The sequence below is a fragment of the Bifidobacteriaceae bacterium genome (assembly GCA_031281585.1).
Lineage (GTDB): Bacteria > Actinomycetota > Actinomycetes > Actinomycetales > WQXJ01 > JAIRTF01.
In genome coordinates this window covers 31,394-55,735 of sequence record JAITFE010000086.1, presented here as the reverse complement: position 1 = coordinate 55,735, position 24,342 = coordinate 31,394, and the positions used below count along the sequence as shown (strand labels likewise).

At 67.4% G+C, this 24,342-nt stretch carries 14 protein-coding genes; 10 read left to right on the top strand and 4 right to left on the bottom strand.

Annotated features, from left to right (window positions below):
* The first annotated feature begins 68 nt into the window (after positions 1-68).
* The 6 genes from LBC97_10040 to LBC97_10015 all read left to right on the top strand — a co-directional run bounded on the left by LBC97_10040 (position 69) and on the right by LBC97_10015 (position 9,686).
* Complete coding sequence (locus LBC97_10040; GenBank protein MDR2566372.1) at positions 69-5,144, top strand: Ig-like domain-containing protein; 5,076 nt, start codon at positions 69-71, stop codon at positions 5,142-5,144.
* A 282-nt stretch (positions 5,145-5,426) separates the two neighbouring features.
* Complete coding sequence (locus LBC97_10035) at positions 5,427-5,609, top strand: hypothetical protein (protein ID MDR2566371.1); 183 nt, start codon at positions 5,427-5,429, stop codon at positions 5,607-5,609.
* Complete coding sequence (locus LBC97_10030; GenBank protein ID MDR2566370.1) at positions 5,606-6,949, top strand: glycosyltransferase; 1,344 nt, start codon at positions 5,606-5,608, stop codon at positions 6,947-6,949. Before LBC97_10035 ends, LBC97_10030 begins: the two co-directional genes overlap by 4 nt.
* 110 nt (positions 6,950-7,059) lie before the next feature.
* Complete coding sequence (locus LBC97_10025; GenBank protein MDR2566369.1) at positions 7,060-7,917, top strand: hypothetical protein; 858 nt, start codon at positions 7,060-7,062, stop codon at positions 7,915-7,917.
* 340 nt (positions 7,918-8,257) lie between these two features.
* The gene (locus tag LBC97_10020) at positions 8,258-8,845 is read left to right on the top strand and encodes a helix-turn-helix domain-containing protein (protein ID MDR2566368.1); all 588 of its coding nucleotides are present in this window, start codon (positions 8,258-8,260) and stop codon (positions 8,843-8,845) included.
* Positions 8,846-9,050: 205 nt separating this feature from the next.
* Positions 9,051-9,686: an HNH endonuclease family protein gene (locus tag LBC97_10015; protein ID MDR2566367.1), complete on the top strand. Its 636-nt coding sequence runs from the start codon at positions 9,051-9,053 to the stop codon at positions 9,684-9,686.
* Between the two features lie 125 nt (positions 9,687-9,811).
* Here the strand turns inward: LBC97_10015 and LBC97_10010 are convergent, their stop codons facing one another.
* Positions 9,812-10,597 (bottom strand): hypothetical protein, encoded by a 786-nt coding sequence (locus tag LBC97_10010; GenBank protein MDR2566366.1) that lies wholly within the window; start codon positions 10,595-10,597, stop codon positions 9,812-9,814.
* Between the two features lie 176 nt (positions 10,598-10,773).
* On the opposite strand from LBC97_10010, the gene LBC97_10005 reads away from it, so the two are divergent.
* The 4 genes from LBC97_10005 to LBC97_09990 all read left to right on the top strand — a co-directional run bounded on the left by LBC97_10005 (position 10,774) and on the right by LBC97_09990 (position 20,456).
* Positions 10,774-11,829: a site-specific DNA-methyltransferase gene (locus LBC97_10005; GenBank protein ID MDR2566365.1), complete on the top strand. Its 1,056-nt coding sequence runs from the start codon at positions 10,774-10,776 to the stop codon at positions 11,827-11,829.
* Between the two features lie 115 nt (positions 11,830-11,944).
* The gene (locus tag LBC97_10000) at positions 11,945-15,499 is read left to right on the top strand and encodes a hypothetical protein (GenBank protein ID MDR2566364.1); all 3,555 of its coding nucleotides are present in this window, start codon (positions 11,945-11,947) and stop codon (positions 15,497-15,499) included.
* 114 nt (positions 15,500-15,613) lie between these two features.
* Positions 15,614-16,654: a ParB N-terminal domain-containing protein gene (locus LBC97_09995; GenBank protein MDR2566363.1), complete on the top strand. Its 1,041-nt coding sequence runs from the start codon at positions 15,614-15,616 to the stop codon at positions 16,652-16,654.
* Positions 16,655-16,784: 130 nt separating this feature from the next.
* Entirely contained in the window at positions 16,785-20,456 is a 3,672-nt protein-coding gene (locus LBC97_09990; protein MDR2566362.1) for a hypothetical protein, read from the top strand.
* On the opposite strand, the gene LBC97_09985 is transcribed toward LBC97_09990, so the two are convergent.
* Genes LBC97_09985 through LBC97_09975 form a run of 3 tightly spaced genes read right to left on the bottom strand, consistent with a single transcriptional unit; the run spans position 20,428 to position 24,267 of the window.
* The gene (locus tag LBC97_09985) at positions 20,428-22,200 is read right to left on the bottom strand and encodes a ThiF family adenylyltransferase (GenBank protein ID MDR2566361.1); all 1,773 of its coding nucleotides are present in this window, start codon (positions 22,198-22,200) and stop codon (positions 20,428-20,430) included. The genes LBC97_09990 and LBC97_09985 overlap by 29 nt on opposite strands.
* Complete coding sequence (locus LBC97_09980; GenBank protein ID MDR2566360.1) at positions 22,197-23,183, bottom strand: hypothetical protein; 987 nt, start codon at positions 23,181-23,183, stop codon at positions 22,197-22,199. Before LBC97_09980 ends, LBC97_09985 begins: the two co-directional genes overlap by 4 nt.
* Positions 23,170-24,267 carry a patatin-like phospholipase family protein gene (locus tag LBC97_09975; GenBank protein MDR2566359.1) on the bottom strand — a complete coding sequence of 366 codons (1,098 nt, stop codon included), beginning with the start codon at positions 24,265-24,267 and terminating at the stop codon, positions 23,170-23,172. The genes LBC97_09980 and LBC97_09975 overlap by 14 nt, the downstream gene beginning before the upstream one ends.
* Between the last annotated feature and the right edge of the window lie 75 nt (positions 24,268-24,342).

Below are 24,342 nucleotides of genomic sequence, written 5' to 3'. Positions count from 1 at the left end.
ATAAATGGGCGGATTACGATAATTGTGCCCTAATTTCTGATCACTAATGATCGCTAGGAGTTTCAACGATGAACACCAGGACACACCTGTCCACCCCCCCGCGTTGGCGGACCCTCAGCCGAAGGGCGGTGACGGTGGCCGCGGCCCTTGCGCTAGCTGTCACCCTGACCCCGTTGGCTTCGCAAGACGAGGCAGAAGCCGCGGACACCGCCGTCGCCGTCACAATTGACGGAGACGACATCCGCGCGGACAACGTAAACGGATTGACTTTCAAGGGGTTCGGCGTTCTCAGCGCCAACTCCACCAGTGCGGTGCTGATGGACTACAAGGCCCAGAACCCCGCAGCCTATTCCCAGCTCCTCAAGGAGCTGTTCGGGGGCGAGAACCCCATCATGCGCCAGGTCAAGATCGAGCTTGGCAACGACCGGAACACCTCAACCGGACCGAACCCGGCCACCATGCGCTATGAGGCCGAGCCGGCCAACGTGGCCCGCGACCCCGGCTTCCAGCTTGCCGCAGACGCCAAGAAGATCAACCCGGACCTCAAGGTCTCCATTCTGCGGTGGCGCACACCAGCTTGGGCCAACACCAACGACAAGATCTACAACTGGCAGAAGAACGTCGCCCTCGCGGCCTACCGCCAGTACGGCTACATGGTCGACTACGTCAACCCCGGAGCCAATGAGACCTCTGTCGACAGGGCGTGGACCATCACCTACGCGGGCCGCATCCAGTCAGACACCGTCGGCTACGTCAGCGACGATCCGGCTCTGGCCGGCTGGTCCAGCCCCGAGGAAGAGGCGCTCTACCGCCAGATCAAGATCATTGTCGACGACTCGTCCGGTCTGGCCGGGTTCGGCTCCTACCTGCGTAGCAACACGAACGGCTTCCGCGACGCGATCGACGTTGTGGGCTACCACTACACCACCGATGACGACAGCTCCGGCAACTTCAAGTGGGCGGCCGACACGGCCGACTTGGAAATCTGGAACTCCGAGGCGCAGGCCACTTTCTCCAACTCGGCCTTCAGGCCCAACAACAACATGGTGGACACCGCCGCTCAGGCGCCCCGCGTTGAAGGCACCCAACTTGGTGGAGTGAACGGTCCTCTGGAGATGGCGAACACCATTGTCAAGGGCTATGTGAACTCGCGCCGGACCCACTTCATCTACCAGCCCGCCATCGGCTCGTTCTACGAGGGCGGCCAGTATTCGCACAAGGAACTGGTCTCGGCCCGCGATCCGTGGTCCGGCTGGATCCACTATGACGCAGGCTTGGTCATGCTGGAGCACTTCAGCGATTTCGCCGTCACCGGCTGGGAGAACGACACCAACACGGCCGGCATTTGGCGGGGCGTCACGGCGGCGAGCCAAACCACCGCCACCGGCACAAATCCGGTCAACGGTCGCGCCGGCGGGGCCAACCACGTGACTCTGGCCGCGCCGGATAAGTCAGACTTCTCGACCGTCATTGTCAACGACTCGCAATACACCAACACTTACACCTTCACGGTGCAGGACATGGCCATCCCCGCTGACGCGGACTTGGAGGTCTGGGAGACCAGGGCCGCCGATCCGGGCCAGCAGTTCAACTCGAACTACAAGAAGCACGTAGCCACAGTGGCTCCTGGGGACGATGGCAAGTATGTCGTCACCATCAAGCCGTTCTCAATCGTCACGGTGACCACGCTCGACGTTGCCAGCGATCCCGAAGTGACCGCACCGCTGCCGGTTGAAGGCGACCGCACCGTGCTGGACATCGAAGAAAACGGTGACGGTGTCCTGTGGCAGGACGATTTCGAGTATGGCGACAAGACCGTCCCGGTCTTCGACTCGAACGGCAACCCCACCACCGCGACCGAGAGCTTTATCGACTCACGCGGCGGCGACACCGGCGCGGACCCGCTCTACACCTGGGACCGCAACGGCGCCTTCGAGGCCTACAAGGAGGGCGACGGTTACGTGCTGCGCCAGCAGCTTGACCAGGCTGAATACGGCCTTGGCTCGGCTTGGAACGCCGGCGATCCCATCACCGGGATCGGCGACTTCCGCTGGGTCAACTACAAGGCCAGCGTGGACGTCCGCTTCGACAAGGACGTTACCTCCAGCAACTACGCCGCAGTCGGCGTGCGTTCCACTGGCGGGGACAACTCGCAAAACCTGAGCTCCGCGCCGTATGTCTTGCGCCTCGACCGCACCGGCAACTGGTACCTGCAGAACTTCGGCGCCAACCGAGCCACCGGCAGCGTCCCCGTGGAGGTCGGCGAATGGCACAAGCTGGCCCTGCAGGCGGCCGGCAACACGGTCACCGCCTACATTGACGGCGTGCAAGTCGCCTCCTACACCGATCCCACCCCGGTTCTGTCCGGGCGTGTGGACCTGGCTAGCGGCTTCTACTGGACCAGCTTCGACAACCTGAAGATCGAGAAGCTGCCCACCTATGTGGCGTACTACACCGAGCGTCTCGACAACATGGAGATGAACGATCTGGCTTCGCCGCCCAACACCAAGCTGGTGTACACGGGCACGTGGAGCCACCGCAACGGCGAGGGCATGTACAACTATCAGCGTTCGCTGTCCTCGACGTCTACCGCCGGGTCCACCGTGAGCTACACGTTCACCGGCACTGGCCTTGACATCATGGGTCTCAACGGCGCAGCGGCCACCTTGAAGTTGACGGTCGACGGCGTGACCTTGTCCTCAACAGATAAGACCTGGTCCAGGTCTGCTTACTGGCGCACCAACTACACGTTGCGCGGGCTGCCCTACGGTCCGCACACCGTGACGCTGACGGTTCTATCCGGCTCGGTGACCGTCGACTCGTTCGACACCATCGGCAGGCCGGTTGCCACGCCCGAGGCTATCGACGTCTCGGCGATCGAGGCGGCTCTCGAGGCGACGGCGGACATCGTCAAGACGCCGGAGTTCTCCGACGCGGACTGGGCCAGCTTCAGCTTGGCGCGGGCGCACGCGGAGTCGGCGGTGGCTAATCCCGAGGCCTACGGCCTGGACGCCGAGGGGCCGGCGGCTATCGCCGCCCGCCTCCAAGCGACCTCGCTGCCAGGCGCCTGGGTGCTGCCCACCTTCAACCTGGCCACGTGGAAGGGTCAGGCCCCCGCGTTGCCGGCCACCGTTGTCGCCACCAACGCGGACGACGGCAGCACCAAGTCGTTCCCGATCACTTGGGATCTGGCAGCGGCCAACTTCAACCAGGCCTGGCAGTCCGTGACCATCACCGGCCGCTACCAGCATCTGGAGACCACCGCCACGGTGGAGATCGTGCCGGAAGGCCTGGTCTACTTCGTTGACGGCAACGGCGTTGCCTCTGGGCTTGGCACCGGTACATCCGCCTTGGGTTATGTTTCGCCGGCGTGGACGGCCATCAAGGCTTTGGTTGAGTCGAATGGCGGGACTCTGTTGAACGACAAACCCGACCAGGCTCAAGGCAGCTCCACTTGGGGCCACCACGGCCACGCCAACGGCGGCGGATCCGCAACGATGAGCTACAAGGGGATCGAGGCCGGGACGTACAACAAGCTGACAACCACGGGCATGTACACGTCGAACCAGGTGGGAGCGAGCGTGCGCTACACGTTCACCCTGCCGGCCGGCAAGTACGCTCTGGCCTACGGCAGCTACACCTGGTGGGCCTCCAGCGCCAGGACAACCCGCACCTACATTGACTACGGCACGGCCAGCAGCGCCAACTATCTGGTGCAGTTCGCGCTCAACACCGCGACGCCGTCCTATGTGGGAACGCACGAGGTGGAATTGGCCGAGGCCGGAACCGTCACTTTGAGGCTCCAGGCCATCAGCCAAGCGCAATCGCCAATGTTCTCTTGGGCCGGCGTCTACAAGGTGATCCCGACTGACGTGACCCTCACGCCGGCCACCGCTGTCACGCGGCCGGGCAAGACGGTTGCGTTCGACGGCAGGGTAGTCCTTTCGACCGGCGGCACCAGCACCGACCTGAACTGGGCGGTAACGGGTGCCACGTCGGCTGACACGTCAATCGCGAACGGCGTGTTGAGCGTCGGCGCGGACGAGGCGGTCGGCACGGTGCTCACCGTCACGGCGACGTCGACCGGCGATGCGACCAAGTCGGCATCGGCGACCGTTACGGTCAAAGACAAGTCGGAACTGGCGAGGCTCGTGGCTGAGGCCGCTGCCCTCGACCCAGAGAACTTCACGACTGCCTCCTGGGCTCCCGTGAAGGTCGCTTGGGACGCCGGGGAAGACGTGTTGGCGGACGATGACGTGCCTCAGGCGGACGTCGACGACGCCGCCGCGACGCTTCAGTCCGCGCTTGACGCGTTGGTGGTCAGGCCAGCCACGCTCTCGGAGCCGGTGTTGTCCGGAACTGGGGCCGTTGGTTCGACCCTGACCTTGGCGGTGTCGGCGTCTCCGAGCGATGCGGGGCTGTTGTACCAGTGGTACAGGGGCACGTCGTATATCTCGGGCGTGTCGGGCACCTCCTATGTGGTGCAACCGGCGGACGCGGGCCTTCTGATCAAGGTGAAGGTCACGGCCAGCCGCACCGGCGCCGTCTCGGTGGTCAAGTACTCCAACGGCATCCAGGTCGCGGAGCAGATCAAGGTCACCAAGAAGGCGTTGCCGGCGGCTGGCGTGGTCGGGGACACGTTGACCCTTGACCTGGTCTACACGCCGACGGACGCTGTGCCCCAGGTGCAGTGGTACAGGGGCACTTCGTGGATCGCGACGGCCTCGGGCCTTACCTACACCCTGACCGCGGCCGACTCCGGCTCCGAGGTCAAGGCGAAGGTCACGTTGACCAAGACCGGCATGGACACGGTTGTCGTGTACTCGAACGGCACGGCCGTCTCCGGGCCGCCGGCCCCATCGGTGAAGGTCGCGGCGCTCAGCCCGGCCAGCCAGGTGGCGGTTGGCGAGACCATGACCCTGGATCTCCAGGTGGCGCCTTCGAACGCGACGGTGAAGATCGAGTGGTTCAAGGGCTCGTCGCTGCTGAGGGACTCGGCCGGGCTGCTCGTGACCGGGTTGTCCTACACGCCGACCAACGCTGACGCGCTGAAGGACCTGGTGGTCAAGGTCACCGTCACCGCTGACGGCTTCGCCCCGGTGGTGAGGTACTCCAACCATGTGATTGTCGGGCCCGCGGTCTAGTCGCCCGCTGGCTGTTCGAGCGCCGTTGGCGCCTGCCTGGCGCGGGACGTACCCGCCGGGCGGACGCCAACGGCGCCACTCACAAGTTCATCCCGCCAAGCGCCGGCCACCGGATCGGCGGCTGGCTCTGCCGGGGCCTGGGCCCAGGCCCGGTCCCGGCAGGTCAGGTAGTAGCTGGCGCTCGCCTGGCGTCGACGTCCCGCCCGAAGACGTCATCGGCGCTGGCGAGCCTATTAGTAGGAGGGCTTAACAGAAATGTACGAAGACGGCTTAACTGACCCTATGAATGTTGTTCCACCTTGCGCCATCGCAGGCGGCGCCGGCTGCGTTGACGAGGCCCTGGCCACGACTGGTTCTTTGGTGTTCGAGTGGTGGATGTGGAGCGTGGCGGCCGTGTTGATCGGGTTGGGACTGGTGGCGTTGTCCCGGCTCGCGTCAAGACCGCGAATCGATCTTGAGGCGTGAAAGGGAGCAAACACGCGGGCACCCTAGTCCTCCTGGTGGTGTGCCTGGCCTTGGCGGGCCTCTGGAAGGCCACAGGCGGCCCGTCTTGGTGCGGGGTGGCCGTGCTCAGTTTGTTCGGGGCGAAGATCGCACTGTCGTGGCGCCCGGCGAAGCGCTTGCTTGTGGGGGGCGGCAACCGGGCGGTCCGCAAAGCCGGTCTGGTGCGCGTGGGCGTGGCGGTCCCGTTCTACAACGAAGATCCGGCCATGTTGGCGGCCTGCCTGGAGTCGATTCTGGGGCAATCCAGGCCGGTGCAGTCTGTTGTCCTGGTTGATGACTGTTCGGCGGATCCGGCGGCCCGGCTGGAAGCGGAGCGGTGGGCCGAACGGTTCACCGCAGCCGGCATCAAGTTCACGGTCGACACGTTCAGCCAGAACCTGGGCAAGCGCCACGGGCTGATGCGCGCGTTGGAATTGCAGCCGGACGTTGACGCGCTGTTGGGGATCGACTCTGACACGGTGCTGGAAAAGGGCGCGGTCAGAGCGTTGGTGGCAGCCTACGCGCGGCCGGGTGTGACAGCTGTCACGGGCCTGGTCCTGGCGTTGAACTACGACCGCAACCTCCTGACCCGGCTGATCGACCTCCGGTACTCGCAATCGTTCTTGGTGGACCGTAGCGCCCAGTCGCGGCTGGGCTCGCTGCTGTGCGCGTGCGGGTCTTTGGCCCTGTATTCGGCCAGCGTCTTGCGGAAATACCGGCGGGACTTCCTGGGCCAACGGTTCTTGGGCCGCCCGGCGGTGTTCGGCGACGACCGCCGTTTGACGAACTACTGCCTGCTGGAAGGCAAAGCCGTGTTCACGGAGAAAGCGGTCGCCTACACCGCCGTGCCGGAGCGGATGGGTCATTTCCTGCGCCAGCAGGTGAGGTGGAACAAGTCGTTCTTCCGCGAATCGCTGTGGGTGTTGCGGGCCATGCCCGTGGCGAAACCCGCTTTTTGGTTCACGTTCCTTGAGCTTGCCTCCTGGGTGGTGTTCACCGGGTCGCTGCTGTTCGCCTTCGTTGTGGCGCCCGTGTTGACGTCCAAGTTGTTGCTGGGTCCGTACCTGGTCTACCTGGCGTTGCTGGCCTGGGCCCGCGCCTACCGGTACCCGGATCTGGCGGGAGTCCGGTGCTCCCGCAAAGACCGCCTGTACGGGTTCCTGGTGGCGCCCGTGTACGGTTTGCTGCACATCGGCCTGCTGGTGTGGCTGAGGTTCTATTCCCTGGCCACCCTCCGGTCTGGCACCTGGGGCACCAGATCCCGCGTCGAAGTCAAACTGGCGCCGACCGCCCAGGCCGTGTCGGCCTCGGCCGGGGCGTGAGAGACTGGCTCATAGAGCGGCCGCCGGCCCCCGTTGGGGCCGGTTGCGCGGATGCGCCTGGTCGCCCGAACCCCTGTGGGGGTCCGTTTCCGCTGTTAGGAAGGTTGTCGATGAGAGCGTCATTATCCAAAGCGCTGGGCTTCGCGGGCGCTTGCCTTGTGGCGGTGGCCGCCTTGGCGGGTTGCGCGGACGGCAAGGCGGCGGAACCAACCGGAAGGCCGTCGAACTCGTCTGGCTTGGCTGGCCCGACCGCCGCGCCGACGGCGCCGGGGACCGCCGAAGGGTCGCCGGACGCGTTGCTGGCCTGCTTGGCGGGGGAGGGGATACCGGCATCCGTGCGCGAACTCGCCGACGGCGCGAGGGCGCTGGTGTTCGAGCCAACCAAATGGGTGGTCAACCGCGACCAAGGCGGCCAGGTGACCATCTCCTACGTCCAGGGGGTTGAGGCGCTCGCCCCGGCCGAAGAGTCCGCCTACCTGGAGGGGGACGGGCCGGTGCTGGTACTGGACGGAGAAGACTTCACGGAGGCGTATGCAGCGTGCCTGGGCCAGGCCGGCTACACAGACGACACCCCCGCGCCCGCGGGTTCGGCCAGCGCCGACGCGGGCCAGGTGGCCCAGGTCGGGGAGGCGACCGACGAATGGGCGGCCTGCGCCCGCGACAAGGGCGAGATCGCGGTTGAGGTGGTTCCCGCCGGGACGGACCATCCGCTGGCCGAGGCGGTCATCCCCGTCACGCTGACCATGGACCAGTTGAACGCGCTGCTGAACGTGTGCCCCCCATTTGACCAGGCCGCGTTCGCGGAAGCCAAAGCCGCTTGGGCGGCAGGCGACACGGCGCACCCCGCCCCGGCGTTCCCGAACATCACCGTCAGCCCCGGAGACGGCACTGAGGCGGGCGAATCGGCTCGCGCCGCGCTGCTCGACCGGATCAACGAAGCCCAAGGGAACGCGCTCGCGGCCGACTGATTCCACAGGCCGGACCCGGCGCTAGGCCGAAGCGCCGCGGCGGTTCTCCTCACGGACCCGGCTACCAGCGCGCTGGAGCCAGCCCTGGGGAACTGCTTTCGCGAGGACAGGGCGACGAATCGGCGCAACGGCTGGCTGGGGGCGGCCGGACGGCATCGCCGGTCGCTCCGGGCAAGGCTTGCGCGCAACGCGCCGGTTGCGCCAGACGGTGCGCCCAAGGGTAGCCTCTTCAAACCTTTCCCCCCATGCCTTGGCCTTGTATAAGCGCTGGTCAGATGGTGGTTCAGAGTGGCTCAGGGACGGCTCTGAGACCGGGTTCTCGGACACGAGAGGGTCCTGTGTGGCGCGAATTGAGACCGCTCAAACCTTCTTGACCCCCGGCGAGGTGGATCGGATGCTCGCCTTGTATGGGGCAGGGATGACGGCGCTGGAGGTGGCCGGGCAGGTCGGCGTCCACGAGTCCACGGTGCGGGCGCATGCCAAGAGGCAGGGCGTCGTGCCGTCACCCACGGTGTCTCCTGCGGTGTTGGCCGAGTATGCCGCCGGGGCGCCAGCGGCGACCCTGGCACAGCGGTGCGGAGTCACTCCGGCGACTATCCGTCGGCACGCGAGGCTGAACGGTGTCGCCGCGCCGTCCCACGAGGCGACGCCGGGTCTGGTGGAGCAGATCGTGGCCTTGTATTCACAAGGAGTCCGGATCGTGGAGATCGGGAAGCGGTTCAAGATGGGCCACCGGGCGGCTCGACGGCTGCTGGTGGACGCTGGCGTGTCGATCCGCCCGAGGGGCCACAGGCCGTCTCTGGCCGAGCGCAGGGACGAGATCATCCGCCTCCGGGCGGAGGGCATGTCGTACCGGCGCATCGGCGAGCGGTTGGGAGTCGCCGCGTCCACGGTGCGCGGCTTCCACCTGGGGCACTGTCAGCCGTGAGGTTCTGGGGCGTTGGCTGGCGACGGGAGCCAGCCCGTTGCCGGGATGGCGGCGGGGAGGGGCGACGTGTTCTGGGATGAGCCGCGATCAGTGCCCGGTGGCCGTGGCGACTGCGCCGTTCGTGGCCCGCTGACCGGGAAGGCGGGTTGAAGCGCCTCTGCCGCGGCGACCGGGGTCGGCGAGTCCTCGCCGGTAGGCTTCGTTCATGGAGTCTTCCGATTGGCTGGCCGCGATGACGACCACGTTCTCGCCCCGATCCGACAAGGCCGAGCGAACCGAAGGACTCGCCCGCCTGGAGGGGTTGAAGAGTTACCCGGACGGTTGGAAGCCTTCGGTCCCGTACCGGCGGCAGTTGGTCGTGTCCATGCCGAAGTTCGCCCAAGTCGGGCTCGACATGAAGGACTACATTTTGGCCCGTGACCTGGTTGACAAGGTCTACGACGCCGACGGGTTCACCCTGCGGCACGCCAGGCTGCGGGAGTGCCCGTACTCTGGTGTCGAGGTGGAGTTCGTCCAGGTCGAGGACAAGAAGGATTACCGGGTCCACATAGACCACGTCGTCGCCGTGGCCGACGCGTGGAACGCTGGCGGGTACCGGTGGAGCCCGAAGGGCAGGAACTGGCAGCGGTTCTGCAACGACCCGGCCAACCTGTTGGCGGTGTCGGTCAGCGCCAACACGTCGAAGGGCGACCGCGCTGCCGACAAGTGGCTGCCGAGCAACACGCTGCACGATTACCGGGTGCGGTTCGTGCTGCTTCAGGTCGGCGTGAAGGCTCGGTACCGGCTGGCGGTGACCGACTCGGAGCGGGCCACGATGCGGGCGGTGCTGGAGTCAGGGTAGGACCCCAATTTGCACTGTCGCGTTGGGCTGGCCTGGTGTACTATGGAAGCACGACGAGCCGGAGTTCCGGAGCGTCGTCAGCCGGGACCCTTCGGGGTCCCGAGCTTTTTCTGCGGCACCTTCGCTCAGGGCCTCCACTTCGACTCGTAGGCGATGGCCGGGCTTAGCGTGTGGTACAGGCTGCGAGCGAGCTTCCTCGCCCTCGGGGCGGCGGTGGTCTCCTCAATGTGGCGGCGGGCGATGTGCACGGCCAGGTCGGCCGCCTGCACGCCGTCGTGGCGGGCGGACGAGACAAGCGCGACGGGCCGGGCCACGCGTGTCAGCGGGCGCGGATACCCGGACGACACGGCCAGTGAGGTGCCGTCGATGATCCGGTCGAACAGGCTCGTCATGGACGGGTTGTCGCCGGTCTCGTCCGCGATCAGCGTGACCGGGCCGCTGCCGTCTTGAGCGCACCACTGGTCGACTTGTTCCAGGGCCCGGCGGGCCGCCACCTCGTGGGGAAGGGCCGGGTATTGGAACCGGAGGTTCAGCCGGACCACGTCGACGCCTTGGAGCGCGATCCTCACCCCGGAGTCGGCGACAGCGTTCAGCAGTCTCCGGTACAGTGACGCCGCGTCGCCGAACCGGCCTTGGAAGACCTCCCAGTCGCGCCAGCCCTGCATGATGTCGTGGGCGTGGAACTCCACGTCGGCCGGCAGGCCCCACTTCTCCGCGACTTCGGCGCGCATCTCGGAGAAGCTGGTCTCGAGGGCGGTCTTCTGCGCGTCGTCGGCGACGACCACCGCCACCCAGAAGTCGCGCTGGGTGTAGCTCTCATCCGACCAGCCGGTCAGGGGCTTGGCCTCGACTTGCTCGGCCTCGGCGACGGAATCCTGTGCGGCCTGGCCGCCGGCTAGCGCGTCTTCCACAACCGTCCTTTCGAGTCGATCCGAGGGGGCTGGCCCCGACCGGCCCGGCGTTGAGCGGCACTTCGACGGCGACAAGTCCAACAGTGATTATCCCATGAACTGACGAGCCACGCAGGCCATCGACCGGTCTCGCGTACCTCCCCGGTGCTTTGTTCACCGCCACCGGGAGGCCGCCTGTGTCTGTCGTTCCCATCGCCGCTTCCGTACCGACTGCCGTCGACACTGACCGGCTGATGCTGGTCGTCGGCGACGCTGTCCGCGTCCTGCCGCTTCTGGCGCGGGACAGCGTGGACGCGGTGGTGACCGATCCTCCGTACGGGCTGCAGTTCAGCGACCAGGACTGGGACGGGGCAAGGGGGTTCCGGGAATCCTTGGACTTCGACACGGCGGGGATGCCCGACGGGGAGGTGTTCGAGGCGTGGTGCCGGGCGTGGGCCATTGGTGCCTTGTCGGCGTTGAGGCCGGGTGGGCACATGGCGGCGTTCGGCGGGGCGCGGACGTGGCACCGGCTGGCTGCTGGTGTCGAGGCCGCCGGGTTCGAGGTGCGCGACCAGATCGCCTGGCTGTATGCGACCGGGATGCCGAAGTCGATGGACATCTCCAACGCCATCGACACCCACCTCGGCGCGGTGCGCGAGGATCGCGAGGTGGAGGTGTCGAACTCCGACGGCGTGCTGGGCATGACCCGGCGGGTGCTGTCAAAAGGCGACCCCGTCACAGATGAGGCCAGGCGGATGGCCGGGTGGGGCACGGGGCTGAAACCGGGTTTCGAGCCGATCCTGATCGCCCGCAAACCCCTGGCCGGGACCGTGGTGGCGAACGTGCTGGACCACGGCACGGGCGGCATCAACGTCGATGCCGGGAGGTTCGGCGGCGGCAGGTGGCCGGTCAACGTGGCGATGGACGAGCGGCAGGGCCGGGCGCTGGAGGCCCGCTGCGAGGGTGCGGCGGTCGGGTTCCCGGTGTTCCGGTATGAGGGCAAGCCGGGCCAGTCGGAACGGCCAAAGGTGGACGGGGTGTCCCATTTGACGGTGAAGCCGTTGAGCTTGATGCGGTGGCTGGTCGGCTTGCTCACGAAGCCGGGCGGCGTGGTGCTGGAGCCGTTCGCGGGATCGGGCTCGACGGTCGAGGCGGCGTTGTCGCTGGGGCGGCGGGTCGTGGCGGTGGAGAAGGACGCGTCGTTCGTGCCGCTGATCCGGGCGCGCGTGGACCGGCTGGCGGCGGCGACTTGAGAACCCTTGAGAAGCAAGGGACCATACGACACCCTCTCGGGCGTGTGGCCGGCCTCGCGTACCTGCCCGGGCGACCGCCCGGCCGGGCGGCAGACCCCGAGCAGAGAGGCAACTCATGAGCGAACCAACAACCCCGGCCACGACGCCTGGCTGGCGTGACCTGGCGGTGGGGGCGGTGTTCTGGCGTCCCGACCACACGAGCGAGTACCCGCAGGTCATGGCCGACTGGGACGGAGACCGCCTGGACAAGGAGGTGGCCACGGTCTTGTTCAACACCATCGCGGACAGCCCCGGCTACGACGAGGCGCGGGCGTTCATCGACCGTAGCCCCAAGCCGCACCAGTGGCACGAACCGGCTGACGTGGAGCATTGGCTGGAGGCACTGGCGATGGATGTCCCTGGACCGGCGTTCCACCGAGACACGGTGTTGGTCCAGGCCGACGCCGAGACGGCCCACGATGTGACGGTGGCGGTGATCCGGTGGGGCGAGGACGTGTGGGACGAGACCCAGGTGATCGGCGGTCTCGACCCGAACCTGGTCGAACGCGAACTCGCCGAGACGATCCAACAGCGCATCATCGGGGCTGACACGAACGCGGGCTACGACGCGTTCCTCGACGTCCACGGCCAGCCCGACTTGGGCGACCCCAACGCGGTGTCGCGATGGCTGATCGCCGCGAGCCGGGAACTGCCGTTCCCGGTGTTCACCACCCACCACGCCACCGTCGATCCCGACTCGGCGTTCGCCCAGAGGTCGCCCGCGCCCACTCTGGCCAGCGAGTCCGCAGGGACCGAGGCTTCCAGCGAACGGCCCGCCGTTCAGGAGACGGTGGCGACCACGGCGTGGGTCGGGGCGATTTTTCGGGACCCCGACGACGACTTCGCCGCGGAGTTCGTCGTCGGGCGCAGCGAACCGGAAGTGGCCCGGAAGGTGGCCGCCCGACTGCACGAGGCGATGGTGTCCGACTCTGGGTTCGAGCGCACGTCCACGTTCACCGAGCGTCACACCCGCCCCGCCGAATGGTCGGGCGATTGCGACGTGTCGGACTGGCTCCTGGCCGTCGAAACCGAGCGTCCCGGCCCCGCGTTCGCCCTGGAGGAGGTCACGGTCGAGCAGGCCGATCCGGCAAACCCGGAAAGGCTGTTCCTGGCGGCTGTCGCGCAGACCGGGTCGGTGTGGAACGCGCGCCTGCTCGCCGAAGCCAACCGCGAAGCCCTGGAGCGGCGGATCGCCGTGCTCCTTCACGAGCGGCTCGACGGGCCGTTCCAGACGCCCGAGCAGCGACAGTTCGCCGAGGAGCACGGCAACCCGGAGAAGCTGCCCGGTCCGGCCGCCGTCACAGCCTGGCTGCGGGCCCACCGATGGGTCCTGCGTGACCAAGGGTTCGACATCGGCCAGGAGTGGCTGCCGCCGCTGCCGCCCGCCTCAGCCACCGAGACCATGACCGCCCGGACGACGGTCGACAGCGGCCCGGAGGCCGCGGCCACCGCACCCGAGACGGATGGAACGGTCACGGTCGGTGTGATCTGGTGGGACTTGGACGGCGGCGTGCCGCCAGAGATCATCGTCGGGGTGGATCGCGCGGCAGTCGAGAGCAGCGTGGCCACACGGCTGTGGGAGGAGATGCACGACAGCCCGGCGTTCGACGTCGGCGACCTGTTCGACGCCTTGGGCGACCCGACCGGCATGGACGCCCAGGGTGTCACGAGGTGGCTGGACGGCTACCAGCAGGCCACGGCGCTGCCCGAGATCCGGGTGGCCGACATCGACATGGGAGTGTTCACCTCGCTGACCCGGCAGGCCGTCAACCAGGCCGTCCTCGACCAGGTCGGCCCGCCTGACTTCGAGGCCTCCCTCGGCCTGCGCCGCGCCGAACCCGCGCCCAGTCCGACAGTTGACGCGAACGCGCTGTCAGCGGGGGTGATCGTCTGGGACGACGAGAACAGCCTCACCCCGACCGAGATGGAGGTCTTCATCGACCGCGAGCACGACGCGGTCGCCCGCCGGATCGCGGCCCGCCTGTACGAGAAGGAATTGGACGACCCGGCCTCCGACCAGGCTGCCCGCTACCTGGAACAACACGGCGACCCGGCCGGCCTGCACCCGGACGGCGTCGAGAAATGGCTCGACGGCCTGCGCGAGGTCATGCCCAGCCCACAGTTCGACTGCCACCCCATCCTCAAGACCGCCACCGGACAACCAACACCCGCCGCCGCGCCGCCCGTCCCGACCGGCCAGGCCGTCCAGTCCGACCCATCGCCCGCGCCGAACCAGGACCCTGCCGCGCCAGCCGAGGGCAAGCGTCCGCTGGTGGCGGCAGTGGCCTGGAACGGGGGCACACGGGCGGCTCCGCAGGTGTTCCTGGCCGACACGCGCGACCAGTTGGACTTGCTGATCGCCTCCCGCATCCACGCCGAACTGGAGGACGACCCCCACAGCTGCGAGGGAGTACAACAGTTCCTCGACGCCTACCCGGAGCCGAAGACCCCCGACGAGGCCCGCGAATGGCTGCGGCTGCTCGGCAAGAACCTGGCGGTCCCCGCCGTTCACATCGTCGAATCCCAGACCGGCTCGCCACTCAACCCAGCCGAGCCGCCATCTCCCACGCCCACGGCCCAGCCGACTGTGGGCGGCCAGGCCGGCCGGGACAAGCTGATGGCCGAGCACGGGCGGGACGCCGAGCGGGTGTGGGGGCCTTTGTTGGACTCGGGCATCCCGGAGATGCTGGCCGAGGCGTTCCCCAAGATGCCCCAGCCGGAGGACTGGCCGGACCTGGACGGCGCCCTTCATGGGCATCTGTGGGACGCAGCGGTCGAGGACTGGATGGAACACTGCCTCGACCTGGCCATGAACGCCGCGAACGTGGCCGATCTGCTGGAACGGCACGAGGCGTTGGAGACGTTCCAACGCAAGGTCGCGGTCATGCTGGCCGGGGAGCCGCTGCCGAAAGAGCCCGACATCGCCGACTACCGGGCGACCCGCCCGTCCTACGACGGCGAGTTCGACGACATGGCCTACCGGTGGGACCGGGACCAATGGCGGGCCGACCTGCCCAAAGCCGCCCGACGCCGCGACGCGCAACTGGCCCGCCTGCTCCGCGAGTCGCTGGCCGCGGCGCCGTCCTACCCGCCCCAGCCGCCGGGCGGATTGGAGAAAGCCTGCGTCGACGCGCTGCGGCAACTGATCGTGCCCGGCCAGACCGGGCAGACGTTGGGCGAGACATGGCTCGACCGGGACGCCCGCCACCAGGTCTCCCGGATCGTGCGCAGGCTGGGCGACCGGGCTGTGATCGTGCCCGGCCCTGCTGGCCACCAGTACTCGGGCCTGTCACGCGATGCGCACCGGTGCCTGCCGCCGGGCGTGTACGACGCGACCGACACGGCAGGCGAACGCCGCTACCGGCTCGTCGTCGGCACCGCCGCCCAAGCCGGTGGGCCAGGCTGGGCCGCAGCCGTCGACCCCAAAGACCGGGCTGACCAGGCAACACTGGACGACCTGGCCAAGCTGAGAGCCAAAGCCGTCGGAAACAAGGCCGCCGGCCGACGCCCCGCCCCGACCAGCGTCCAACCCGCCACCCGGTTCAGCCTCGGCACACCACCCGTCGGGCCGTCCAGACCGGACTGGTTGGGCCAGCCGCCCAACCGTCCCGCGCGAGGTATGAGTCTGTGACCTGACCAACGGAGGGAGGGCAGACCCCGAGCGGGCCTGCCCTCCCTCCGCCTTTGGGTCGGCCACCCCTACCTGGCCGCCGTCAACACATCGACGGGAAGAAAGGCGAAAGGCATGGACGACGGCCACCTGGTGGACGCCAAACCACTCAACGACATCAGCGTCAAGGGCGTCTTCCGGCAGGAGTTGGGCGACATCGACGCCCTCGCTGACTCGATCCAACGCCTCGGACTGCTATCCCCGGTCGTCGTCACTAAGGCCGGGCAACTGCTGTGCGGTCGCCGCCGCGTCCAGGCCGTCACGCAGCTCGGCTGGGAGACCGTGCCGTGCTGGGTCGCGACCAACATCACCGACGATCAGGCCCGCACCCTGGCCATGTGGGACGACGAGACGCTGCGGAAATCCTGGACGCCCATCGAGCAGGCCGAAGCCTACGCGGCGTGGGAGGCGGTCTACGCGGCACAAGCGCAAGCCCGCCACCAGGCCACCCAGTTCGGCAACACTGCCGCCCCGGCCGGGGCGGACGGGGGTGGTGATTCACCACCCCCGGCAGGGAAGACCCCGTCGGCGTCGAAGTCCCGCACGAAAGCCGCCGTCAAAGTGACCGGCACCGACTCACATCAGCGCCTGGAACGCATCCGCGAACTCCAGGCCATCGCCCGCGACGACACAGCCGACCCGTTCGTGCAACAGGACGCCATCGACGCGCTGGTCGAACTGAACGAGGACGGCCACGTCGCCGCCCGCTGGGAACGCGTCAAACTCCACCAGGCCCTCACCGAACTCGCCACCACCGCCGACAGCCCGACAGAACCGCAAGATGTCCGTGACGCCGCCGTCCAGCAGTTAGATGCGGTCGAGGCCGAGGAATCCCCGAAGGCGAGGTTGAAGGCCGCCAAGCGGGCGCTCAAGACCGTCGGCGAAACCAGGGGAAGCCAGCCGAAACCGCCTCCCCCGCCGCGTGACCCGCACGCCAGGGAGAAGCAGTCCGCCCGCGCGCTCGTCGTGGCGCTGCGCCGGGAAAACGGCTGGTGGAACCGCCACGACCCGAAGGTGTTCGGCCAGCACGCCGACAACGAGCAGTGGCGGTTCCTCGTCGACTACATCGACCAGGCCACCCGGTTCATGGAGACCGCCGAACAGGAACGACTGTAGGCGCGCTGGGCGACGGAGCCCGTGCGCGCGTATGGGATGCGGCGTGTACCTGGGGGCCGTAAGCGACCCGAGATCTCGGGTCTCCGGCAACCAGGCCCCACCGGGGCCGCATGTGGGAAAGGAATCCTGAGTGGTTCGCAAGCAGACCGCCCGCGCCCGTCACGGGGGCAGGGCATCCAGATTCAAGAAGGCCGTCCTGGCCGCCATCGCCCTGGGCGTGAGCGCGCTGTCGGCGGTGGGCGGTGCCACGCCCGCTCTGGCGGCTGAGTATCCGAGCGGCGAGTGGGGCACCTACAAGGGCGCGTCGACGCACTGGGGCAACATCCTGATCCAGGGCCAGTATGGCTGGTGCGCCGACCCCGGCACGACCCCGCCGGACACCCTCGACCCCGCCCACGCCACCAAAATCTGCGGCCAGACCGCGGGCGGCGCGCCCGACAAGACCGCCCAGATCGCCTACCTGGCCGCCATGTACGACAAGTCCACAGACGACGCCGTCTCCGTGTCGGTGTCGCAGTTCATCCGCGCCGAGTACCACGACTCCATCCCCGTCACCTACCGGGGCGTCCACGACCGGTTGGCGGCCGAGGCGAAACGAAACGGCGGGCAACGCCAAGCCCTGCTCCAAGTCGACGCGGACAACCTGACCGTCTGGTACGGCCTGGTCCGGCAGGGAGAGACAGACCGGGCCGCCGCCCACTACGCCGACGGGTTCAAGACCACGCTGACGATCACGACGCCGAACGCGACGTTCGACGGCGGCGGAACCACCATGACCGCGACCACCGGCGCCGGCGTCCAGTCCGCCCGGATCGTCCCCCGGCACACGCTGATCGCCGACGAGGCGGTCACTGTGACCATGACCGTGGCCGGGGTGCCGCAGCCGTGCTACCTGTTCTACCAGCAGGGGTCGACCCAACGGATCGTCACCGGCCTGACACAGTCCCTGGAGGCGAAGGTCACAGGGAAAGCCACCCAGACGAAATGGCAGCCCAAGATCACCACCGAGACCCCGACCAAGGTCCTCGACCGGAACGCCACGACGGTGCAGGACAAGGTCAAGGCCACCGCTGTCGACGGCACCCAGTGGCCGGTCAAGGAATGGGCCGACGCGATCCAGACCAAACCGAAGACCTACCATCCGCAGGTCGCCTCCGGCCAGGTCGTCAAGGCGTCCACGCCGCCCGCGGCGTCGAAGACGCTGCCCGCCGGGGCTGTGGTGGTGTCTGCTGAGCCGACCCTGGTCACGCTGACCGGCCCGGACGTGTGGGCCACCGTGACCACGACCCTGCCCGACACGGGTTCCGGGCACTACGCGATGCGCTGGTGCCTCGACCCGGCCTACCAGGGCGGCAACGCGAAATACCTGCCCAAGGGCGCGGCCACCTGCGACGACTACTTCGCAGCGACCGAGCGGTACACCATCCCCATGACCCTCGCCGTCTCCTCCGCTCTGCCCGACCAATACCGGGCCAAAGGCCAAGCCCCCGACGACACGATCACAGTGTCTCTGCCCAACCCGACAGACCAGTGGATCAGCAAGACTGACGGGAACCCCGCCGTCGTCAAAGCGGCCGGCACGTACTACGCCGGATCGGCGTCCTCGTTCGTCATCGCCGACCAGCCACCGGCAGACGCGAAACCGCTCGGCACCGCCACGGTCGACGTGACCCTGCCCACCACGGGACGCGACCCGGTCACCGTGGACGCCCCAGCCGGGTTCACCGTCCCCACCTCGCAGTACGGCACCTGGGTGTGGCGGATCGACCGCAGCCAACAGGCCGACGACGTGAAAGTCCTGTTCGACAACGACCCGTCCGACAAGTTCGGCCAACCAGGCGAAACCCACGTCACCCAGATGGACCTGGTCATCAAGTCCCAGACCGAACACGAGACCGTGGCCGAGCCGAAGGGCGACGGCGCCGTCGAGGTCTGCGACAGCGTGTGGGTCGAGCACACCAGCCCCGGCGACTTGTGGCTCAACCAGTGGGGCACCGACAGGCCGGTCGAAGTGCTCGCGGACGGGAAGCTGTACCACTCGGCGGTGCCCGCCGCCCAGACCACCAGCATCGACCCCGGCATCCCAGTCGTCGACGAGTACCAGCTCACCTTCACCGCCGCCGGCCAAGACCACGCCCAGACCGTCTGCCACACCGTCGACTACGGCGAGTATGGGGCCTACGGGTTCGTCTACGACATCAAACGAGACCGGCAGCCCGAGGCGACCAAGGACTACCTGGCCAAGGACGCCACGACGCCGCTGTGGCTGCCCGAGGAGACTGTCATCATCCGCCGCACCCCGGTCGTCCACACGTCGGCCAGCCAATGGTCGGCCACCAACGACGGCACCGAGGAGGTGTTTTTCACCGACGAGGTCTGGCAGACCGACTGGCCCGACGGCCCCGAAGACTCTGATCTGCACGGCGCGGTCGGCCACACCGCCTGGGGCGGCTACGGCCCCTGGGAGGCCGACGCGAAGACCGTCACCGTCGAACTGTGGCGGATCGAAGGCGACGTCACACCGGAGTCCTGCACCGTCGACAACCCAGCGGCCAGGCTGATCGCGGTCAACGAAAAGACCCCGGCGTGGAACACCTGGGCCGCCCGCCAGATGGTGTCCGGCTCCAAGTTCAAAGCCGAGGGCGGCGACGCCACATACACGTTCGTCGTGTCCTACCCCGGCGACGCCCGCACCGAACCGTACCGGTCGGTCTGCGGAGAGAAATCGGAGACCATCACCCTGGTCCACGAACAGCCCCAGTTCATCACCCAGACCGTCACCGAAGCCACACGCAAGGGAGCCAGCGTCGCCACTGCCCAGGCGCGCACCGAAGCCCTCCAGGTCGAAGCCGGGACCAAGATCACTGACCTGCTCCACGCCTGGTACCCCACCGACGGGCGACCCGCCGACACCACCGGGTGGACAGTCGTCTGGGACGTCTACTGGCAGCCGTTCGACGACGGGCAGGCGCCCGGCATCGTGGCCCAACCGTCCGGAGAGGCGGCCTACCAAGGCGCGCGATGCACCCCGGAAACACTGCTCGCCAGCAGCGGCCGGCTCGCGCCGATCAGCGGGGAGGGCGTCTACGCCTCGCCCGAGTTCACCATGCCCGACAAGCCCGGCCTGCTGTCCCTGGTCGAGACCGTCGCCGACGCCGACGGAAAGGTGATCCGGCGTGGGGCATGCGGCCTCGTCAACGAGACCGCCATCCTGCTGCCGCCACCACCGGAGGAAGCCGAGCCGCAGATCACGACCACGGCCCCCGAGCACGCCCAGGTCGGGGACACGATCACCGATGAAGCCCTACTCACCGGCCCGTTCCCGAAGGGAACCCAGGTCGAGTTCTGGTACCAGCGCACCGATTACATCAACCCCGGCGCGGCCCAAGACGAGTTGAGATGCGAGGCGCCGGACCCAGACGAAATGGACGGCACGGTCAAGATCGGCGCCACCGAACTCGACAAAGAGCTGGGCGCCGGGGAGACGGCCAAGTTCCTGTCGCCGGAGTTCACCTCCGACCAGGAAGGTTGCACCTGGATCAAGGAGATCGCCTGGTCGCCCGACAGTGACAGTCCCGACCGGGCAGTCCTCGCCCAGGGCCGTTTCGGGACGGTCAGCGAGCGGACCATGTGGCACCAGCCGCCCAAACCCGGCCCGTCTGCCGAGACCGGCGGGAAGGCGCTCCCTATGACCGGCGCGAACACCGGCCCCTGGATCGCAATCGGAAGCGTCGCCTTGGTGCTCGGCGCGGCTCTGTTGGTAGGCGCGAAGCTCAAGAGCCGGAGGGCTGACCGGCAGTAGCTCGCTCCCCGGCGAGTGGCCTGCCGCTTCGCGGCAGGCCACTTTGTCGTTGGTCGCTGCTGTCGTGAGGCAAGAAGTGGTGTCGTGGGCCTGCGGCCGCTGTGGGTGAGGCCACCAGGTGAGTTCCGGACACTGCCGTGCCTCGAAGATGCGAGCCGATCAGCGATGTCAGTGTTCCGGCCACGACTGCCACGTCTGCCGCCGAGCCGTGGAAGGTCGGGGCCGAGCATCCTCGTGTTGGGGTCAGTTCGTCGGCATGGTCCGAGTTCCAGAGGCAGTGGTACAACTCCAGCGATCCGTCGGCCATGACGGCGGCGCCAGCGCTCTCATCCAGACTCGTCAGCGTGCCGCCGTTTCCCGGAGCGCTGACGTGAAGGATGCCCAGAGTGGCTGACCGTGCGTCTGTGGCCACTTGGGCGATGACGGCCCTCCTGTCCGGGCTGGAAGCGAGCGCGTCAAGATCGCGCTGCACGGACAGGCTTACGGTGGCGTCCACGATGATGTCTGCGGCCAGCATGTCGGCAACGTTGGCCGGCCCCATGCCGCTGTCGACCGTCACGTCGACGGCGTCGCTCAGAGCGCGCAGCCTGTCAGCGAGGGCCGTTGCCTTGTCTTTGCCGATGTCGGCCTCAGTGTAGTTCTGGCGGACTAGCAGACCGCCGATGATGGTGCCGGGGTCGCACAGTGTGATCTTCGAGATGCCTGCTCGGACCATGAACTCTGCCATCCATGAGCCGAGACCGCCACATCCCCAGATGTAGGCGGTCTTGTCGAGTAGTCCGTTGACGGGTCGGGTGGCGTCCCGCCGGGTCGTGTTCTCTGCTCGTTCGTCTGACATGTTGCACCACTCGATCTTGGTGTCTTGGCGGATCATCGACGGTTGGATGGCGGCTGGCCCGTGGCGCCTGCCGAACGATCTGAGGGCGTCTGCTGTGGCCGGGGGCAGTCTGCCGCCCAGGAGATGGTGTGGTCCTCCGGCGGGGTGGGGGATGGCCAGGAGGTAGTACTGGGGCGTTCCCTCGGGGTTGCGAACGGCGCTGGCACTCAGCGTCGTCAGGAAGCCCTGGGCTTCGTGCCCGAGAACGGCCAGCAGCAGGTCAAGGGTGTTGGTAGCGCCGAGAGGCAGGTGGTGGCTGGTGAAAAACAGCGGGGCGCGGTCGCCTGCAGCCTCGGGGCCGAAGACAACGTCCAGTCTTGTCGGAGAGCGGTGGGCCAGTCTGGCGGTGGCGAGCCTCGATGGGATGTCTCGCACCACTAGGGTGGGTGTTCCCTCCGTCCTGTGCAGAACGCCTCCTACCGCGTGGTAAAGCGCGGTTGCGGCGTCGAACTGTGCCCCGGCGGCGTCTGCCAGCCACTGGTAGAGGCGGTTGAGGAGCGCCGTCGCGCCGCCCGCTGGGTCCCATTCCCGGTATGGGTCGAGGTAGACGCACAGCACACGCCCGAGCATTACGTGCGGGAAGCCGAGGAAGCGGTCGTGCTGGACGAAGACCCCTGGAGGGAGTCGGGGCGATTCGGGTAGACAGAGTAAGAACTCCTCCCGCTCCTGGAGTGGGAGCCCACCGGGCACGACGGCGATGCTTCCCGTGTTCAAGGCGATGCCGACAGTGACAGCTTTATTGTCTTCACGTCTGGGGTTGGTTGCGAGCGTCAACATGTCGGGCTGCTCGTCTGCGCGGCGGCGCAGTTGCGCCAGCAGTTCTGTCTGCCACAGTGAGTACCGGGGACGCACGCGCTTCTTGGTCATCCAGCCCGGCCTGGCCTCCGAATCGTGGAGGCCGCCCCCTGAGAAGTTCCGAACGCGGCGGCATCACCCGTCGTTGCCGGTGCGGCGAACCCCGACCCGAAGATGCCTTGCCACAGCTCGACGCTCTTGGCCTTGTCTGGCTCGCTGTAAGCCGCCGCGATCTCGGCGGCGTGCGCGTGAACCCGGTTGCGGAAGTACTCGTAGCTTGCGTCTTCCCAGCGGTGGTCGAATGTGGTGCCTGGACTGGAGGGGTCAGCCACCGATGGCTTAGTCCACTGCTGCTGGAGCCAAGCATCGAGGTCGGATATGAGGTGGAGCAGCGCCTTGGGCACGTTCCCGTAGTAGTCAGGCCGGACCAATTTGCTGATCTCGTCGACCCGGTCGCCGAGCAAGGTAGTGATGATGATCGATGGAGTGCCAGTGAAAGAATTCTTGTGATCCCTCAAGTATTTGACGAGACGGATGACTTTGCGCAGGTTGCCGTCGGTGACAGAGTCCTTCGCCCTCATCCAATCAGTGAAACCTGTCGGGTTGGTCGTCTCCCACTCGTTGAGGTCCCGGTTGACGATGACTTCGCGCCCGTCGGCGAGATGGAGGTGAGGGACGATGTCGATGTGCATGGAGTTGGCGTACGTTAACCGCACGCAACGGCACTTCCTCGTGTGCGGCATGGCCGAGTATGTGCCGTGGCGGCCCAGCGCGCGGTAGACCTGCTCGATGTAATCCTTGGCTTCCCACCCGTCGACCTCGTCCATGTCAAGGAGGATGTCGGCGTCGAACTCCTTGCCGTTCTGGGGGTTGATGATCGTGCGGTGAGCCCAGGAACCCTGCGGGGTGAAGCCAGAGATGAGATCGCCGATCTCAGTGTCGGCCATCAGCGCGCTTGAGACCGCGTCGGCCCTGATCTGCAACAGGTCGAGCTTTGCTCGGCTGAGGTTGACGGTGTCCTTGAGCAGCACATCGAAATGGTCAGAGAGTTGCATGTTCCCCCTCGCGGGTTGGCTCGCCAGTGGCGTGCAGCGGCTCGTAGTCGTAGGCGCGGTGGCCGTCGAACATGGTCGTGTAGTCGGGGCCGTGGACGCGGCTGACGCTTGAGGCGAGACCTTCGACGTCGTCCCGGTTCACGGCGTCGAGGGAGAACCTGGCTGATTTCTTGATGGTCGCGTTGATGCGCAGGTAGTTGCTCCTGCCGACAAGATGCTGGATGATGCCTTGCCCAGCGCGACTGGTCGCGCCCATGAAGGTCGGCACCAGTCGCGTCGACCATTGCGCGAGCCCACCGTTGTCGAGCGCCTTCGGGTGGTCTTGGCCCTCGCCGATGGTGCCAACACTGAGGACCCTGACCGCTCCCAGAGGGACGCCGAACACGCTGACCGCCTCGGTGACGGCGACGACGGACGGGTCGTTCGCCCAGACGCCACCGTCCACGAGTCGGCAGCCGTCCACCCGAGCGGCAGGGAAGTACGTCGGCGCGGCCGACGTGGCTACAGCCACATCGGTCATGCTGATCCGCCAGTCCCTGGTGAATCTGGGATGGTGCGGAGTCTTGAAGATGTGGACCTGCCCGAGTTCGACGTCCCAGGTCGGAATGATCAGCGGCTTCAGGCTGTCGCCCAGTCGATTGTCTCCGACCACGTCTGTCAACGCCGAACGGAGCGCGTCCGCGCTGTACAAAGGCCTGACCAGTTGCAGCGGCCTGAATCGGCGACGCCGGGACGGGAACACAGCGTCGACGAGTCGGTCATAGTGGGCGACGATCTCGGCTGGGCGCAATCCCGCGCCGAGGGCAAGCGCGATGATCCCGCCTGTTGATGTGCCGGCGATCAAGTCGAATGAGTCGGTGATTCTCACACCCAGGTCGGACTCGAGGCGAGCGAGAATGTGGGCCGCGAAGAGGCCTCTTGCCCCGCCGCCGTCCAGCGCGAGCACCTGGAAACGCTTTGGCGGGTCGATGAAGAAAGGGGCGAATGGATCAGTCGACGCAGTTCCGGAGACCGCGGCCCGGCGGGCGTCGACCAGGTCCACTTCGGTCCCGTCTTCGGGCCTCGCTCCGGAAACCACATCCATGTCATTAGTGTAGAGCCCGCGTTAGCACTCGCGCAACGAGAGTGCTAACCAGTTGGTGGGGGCAACCCTTCGCGA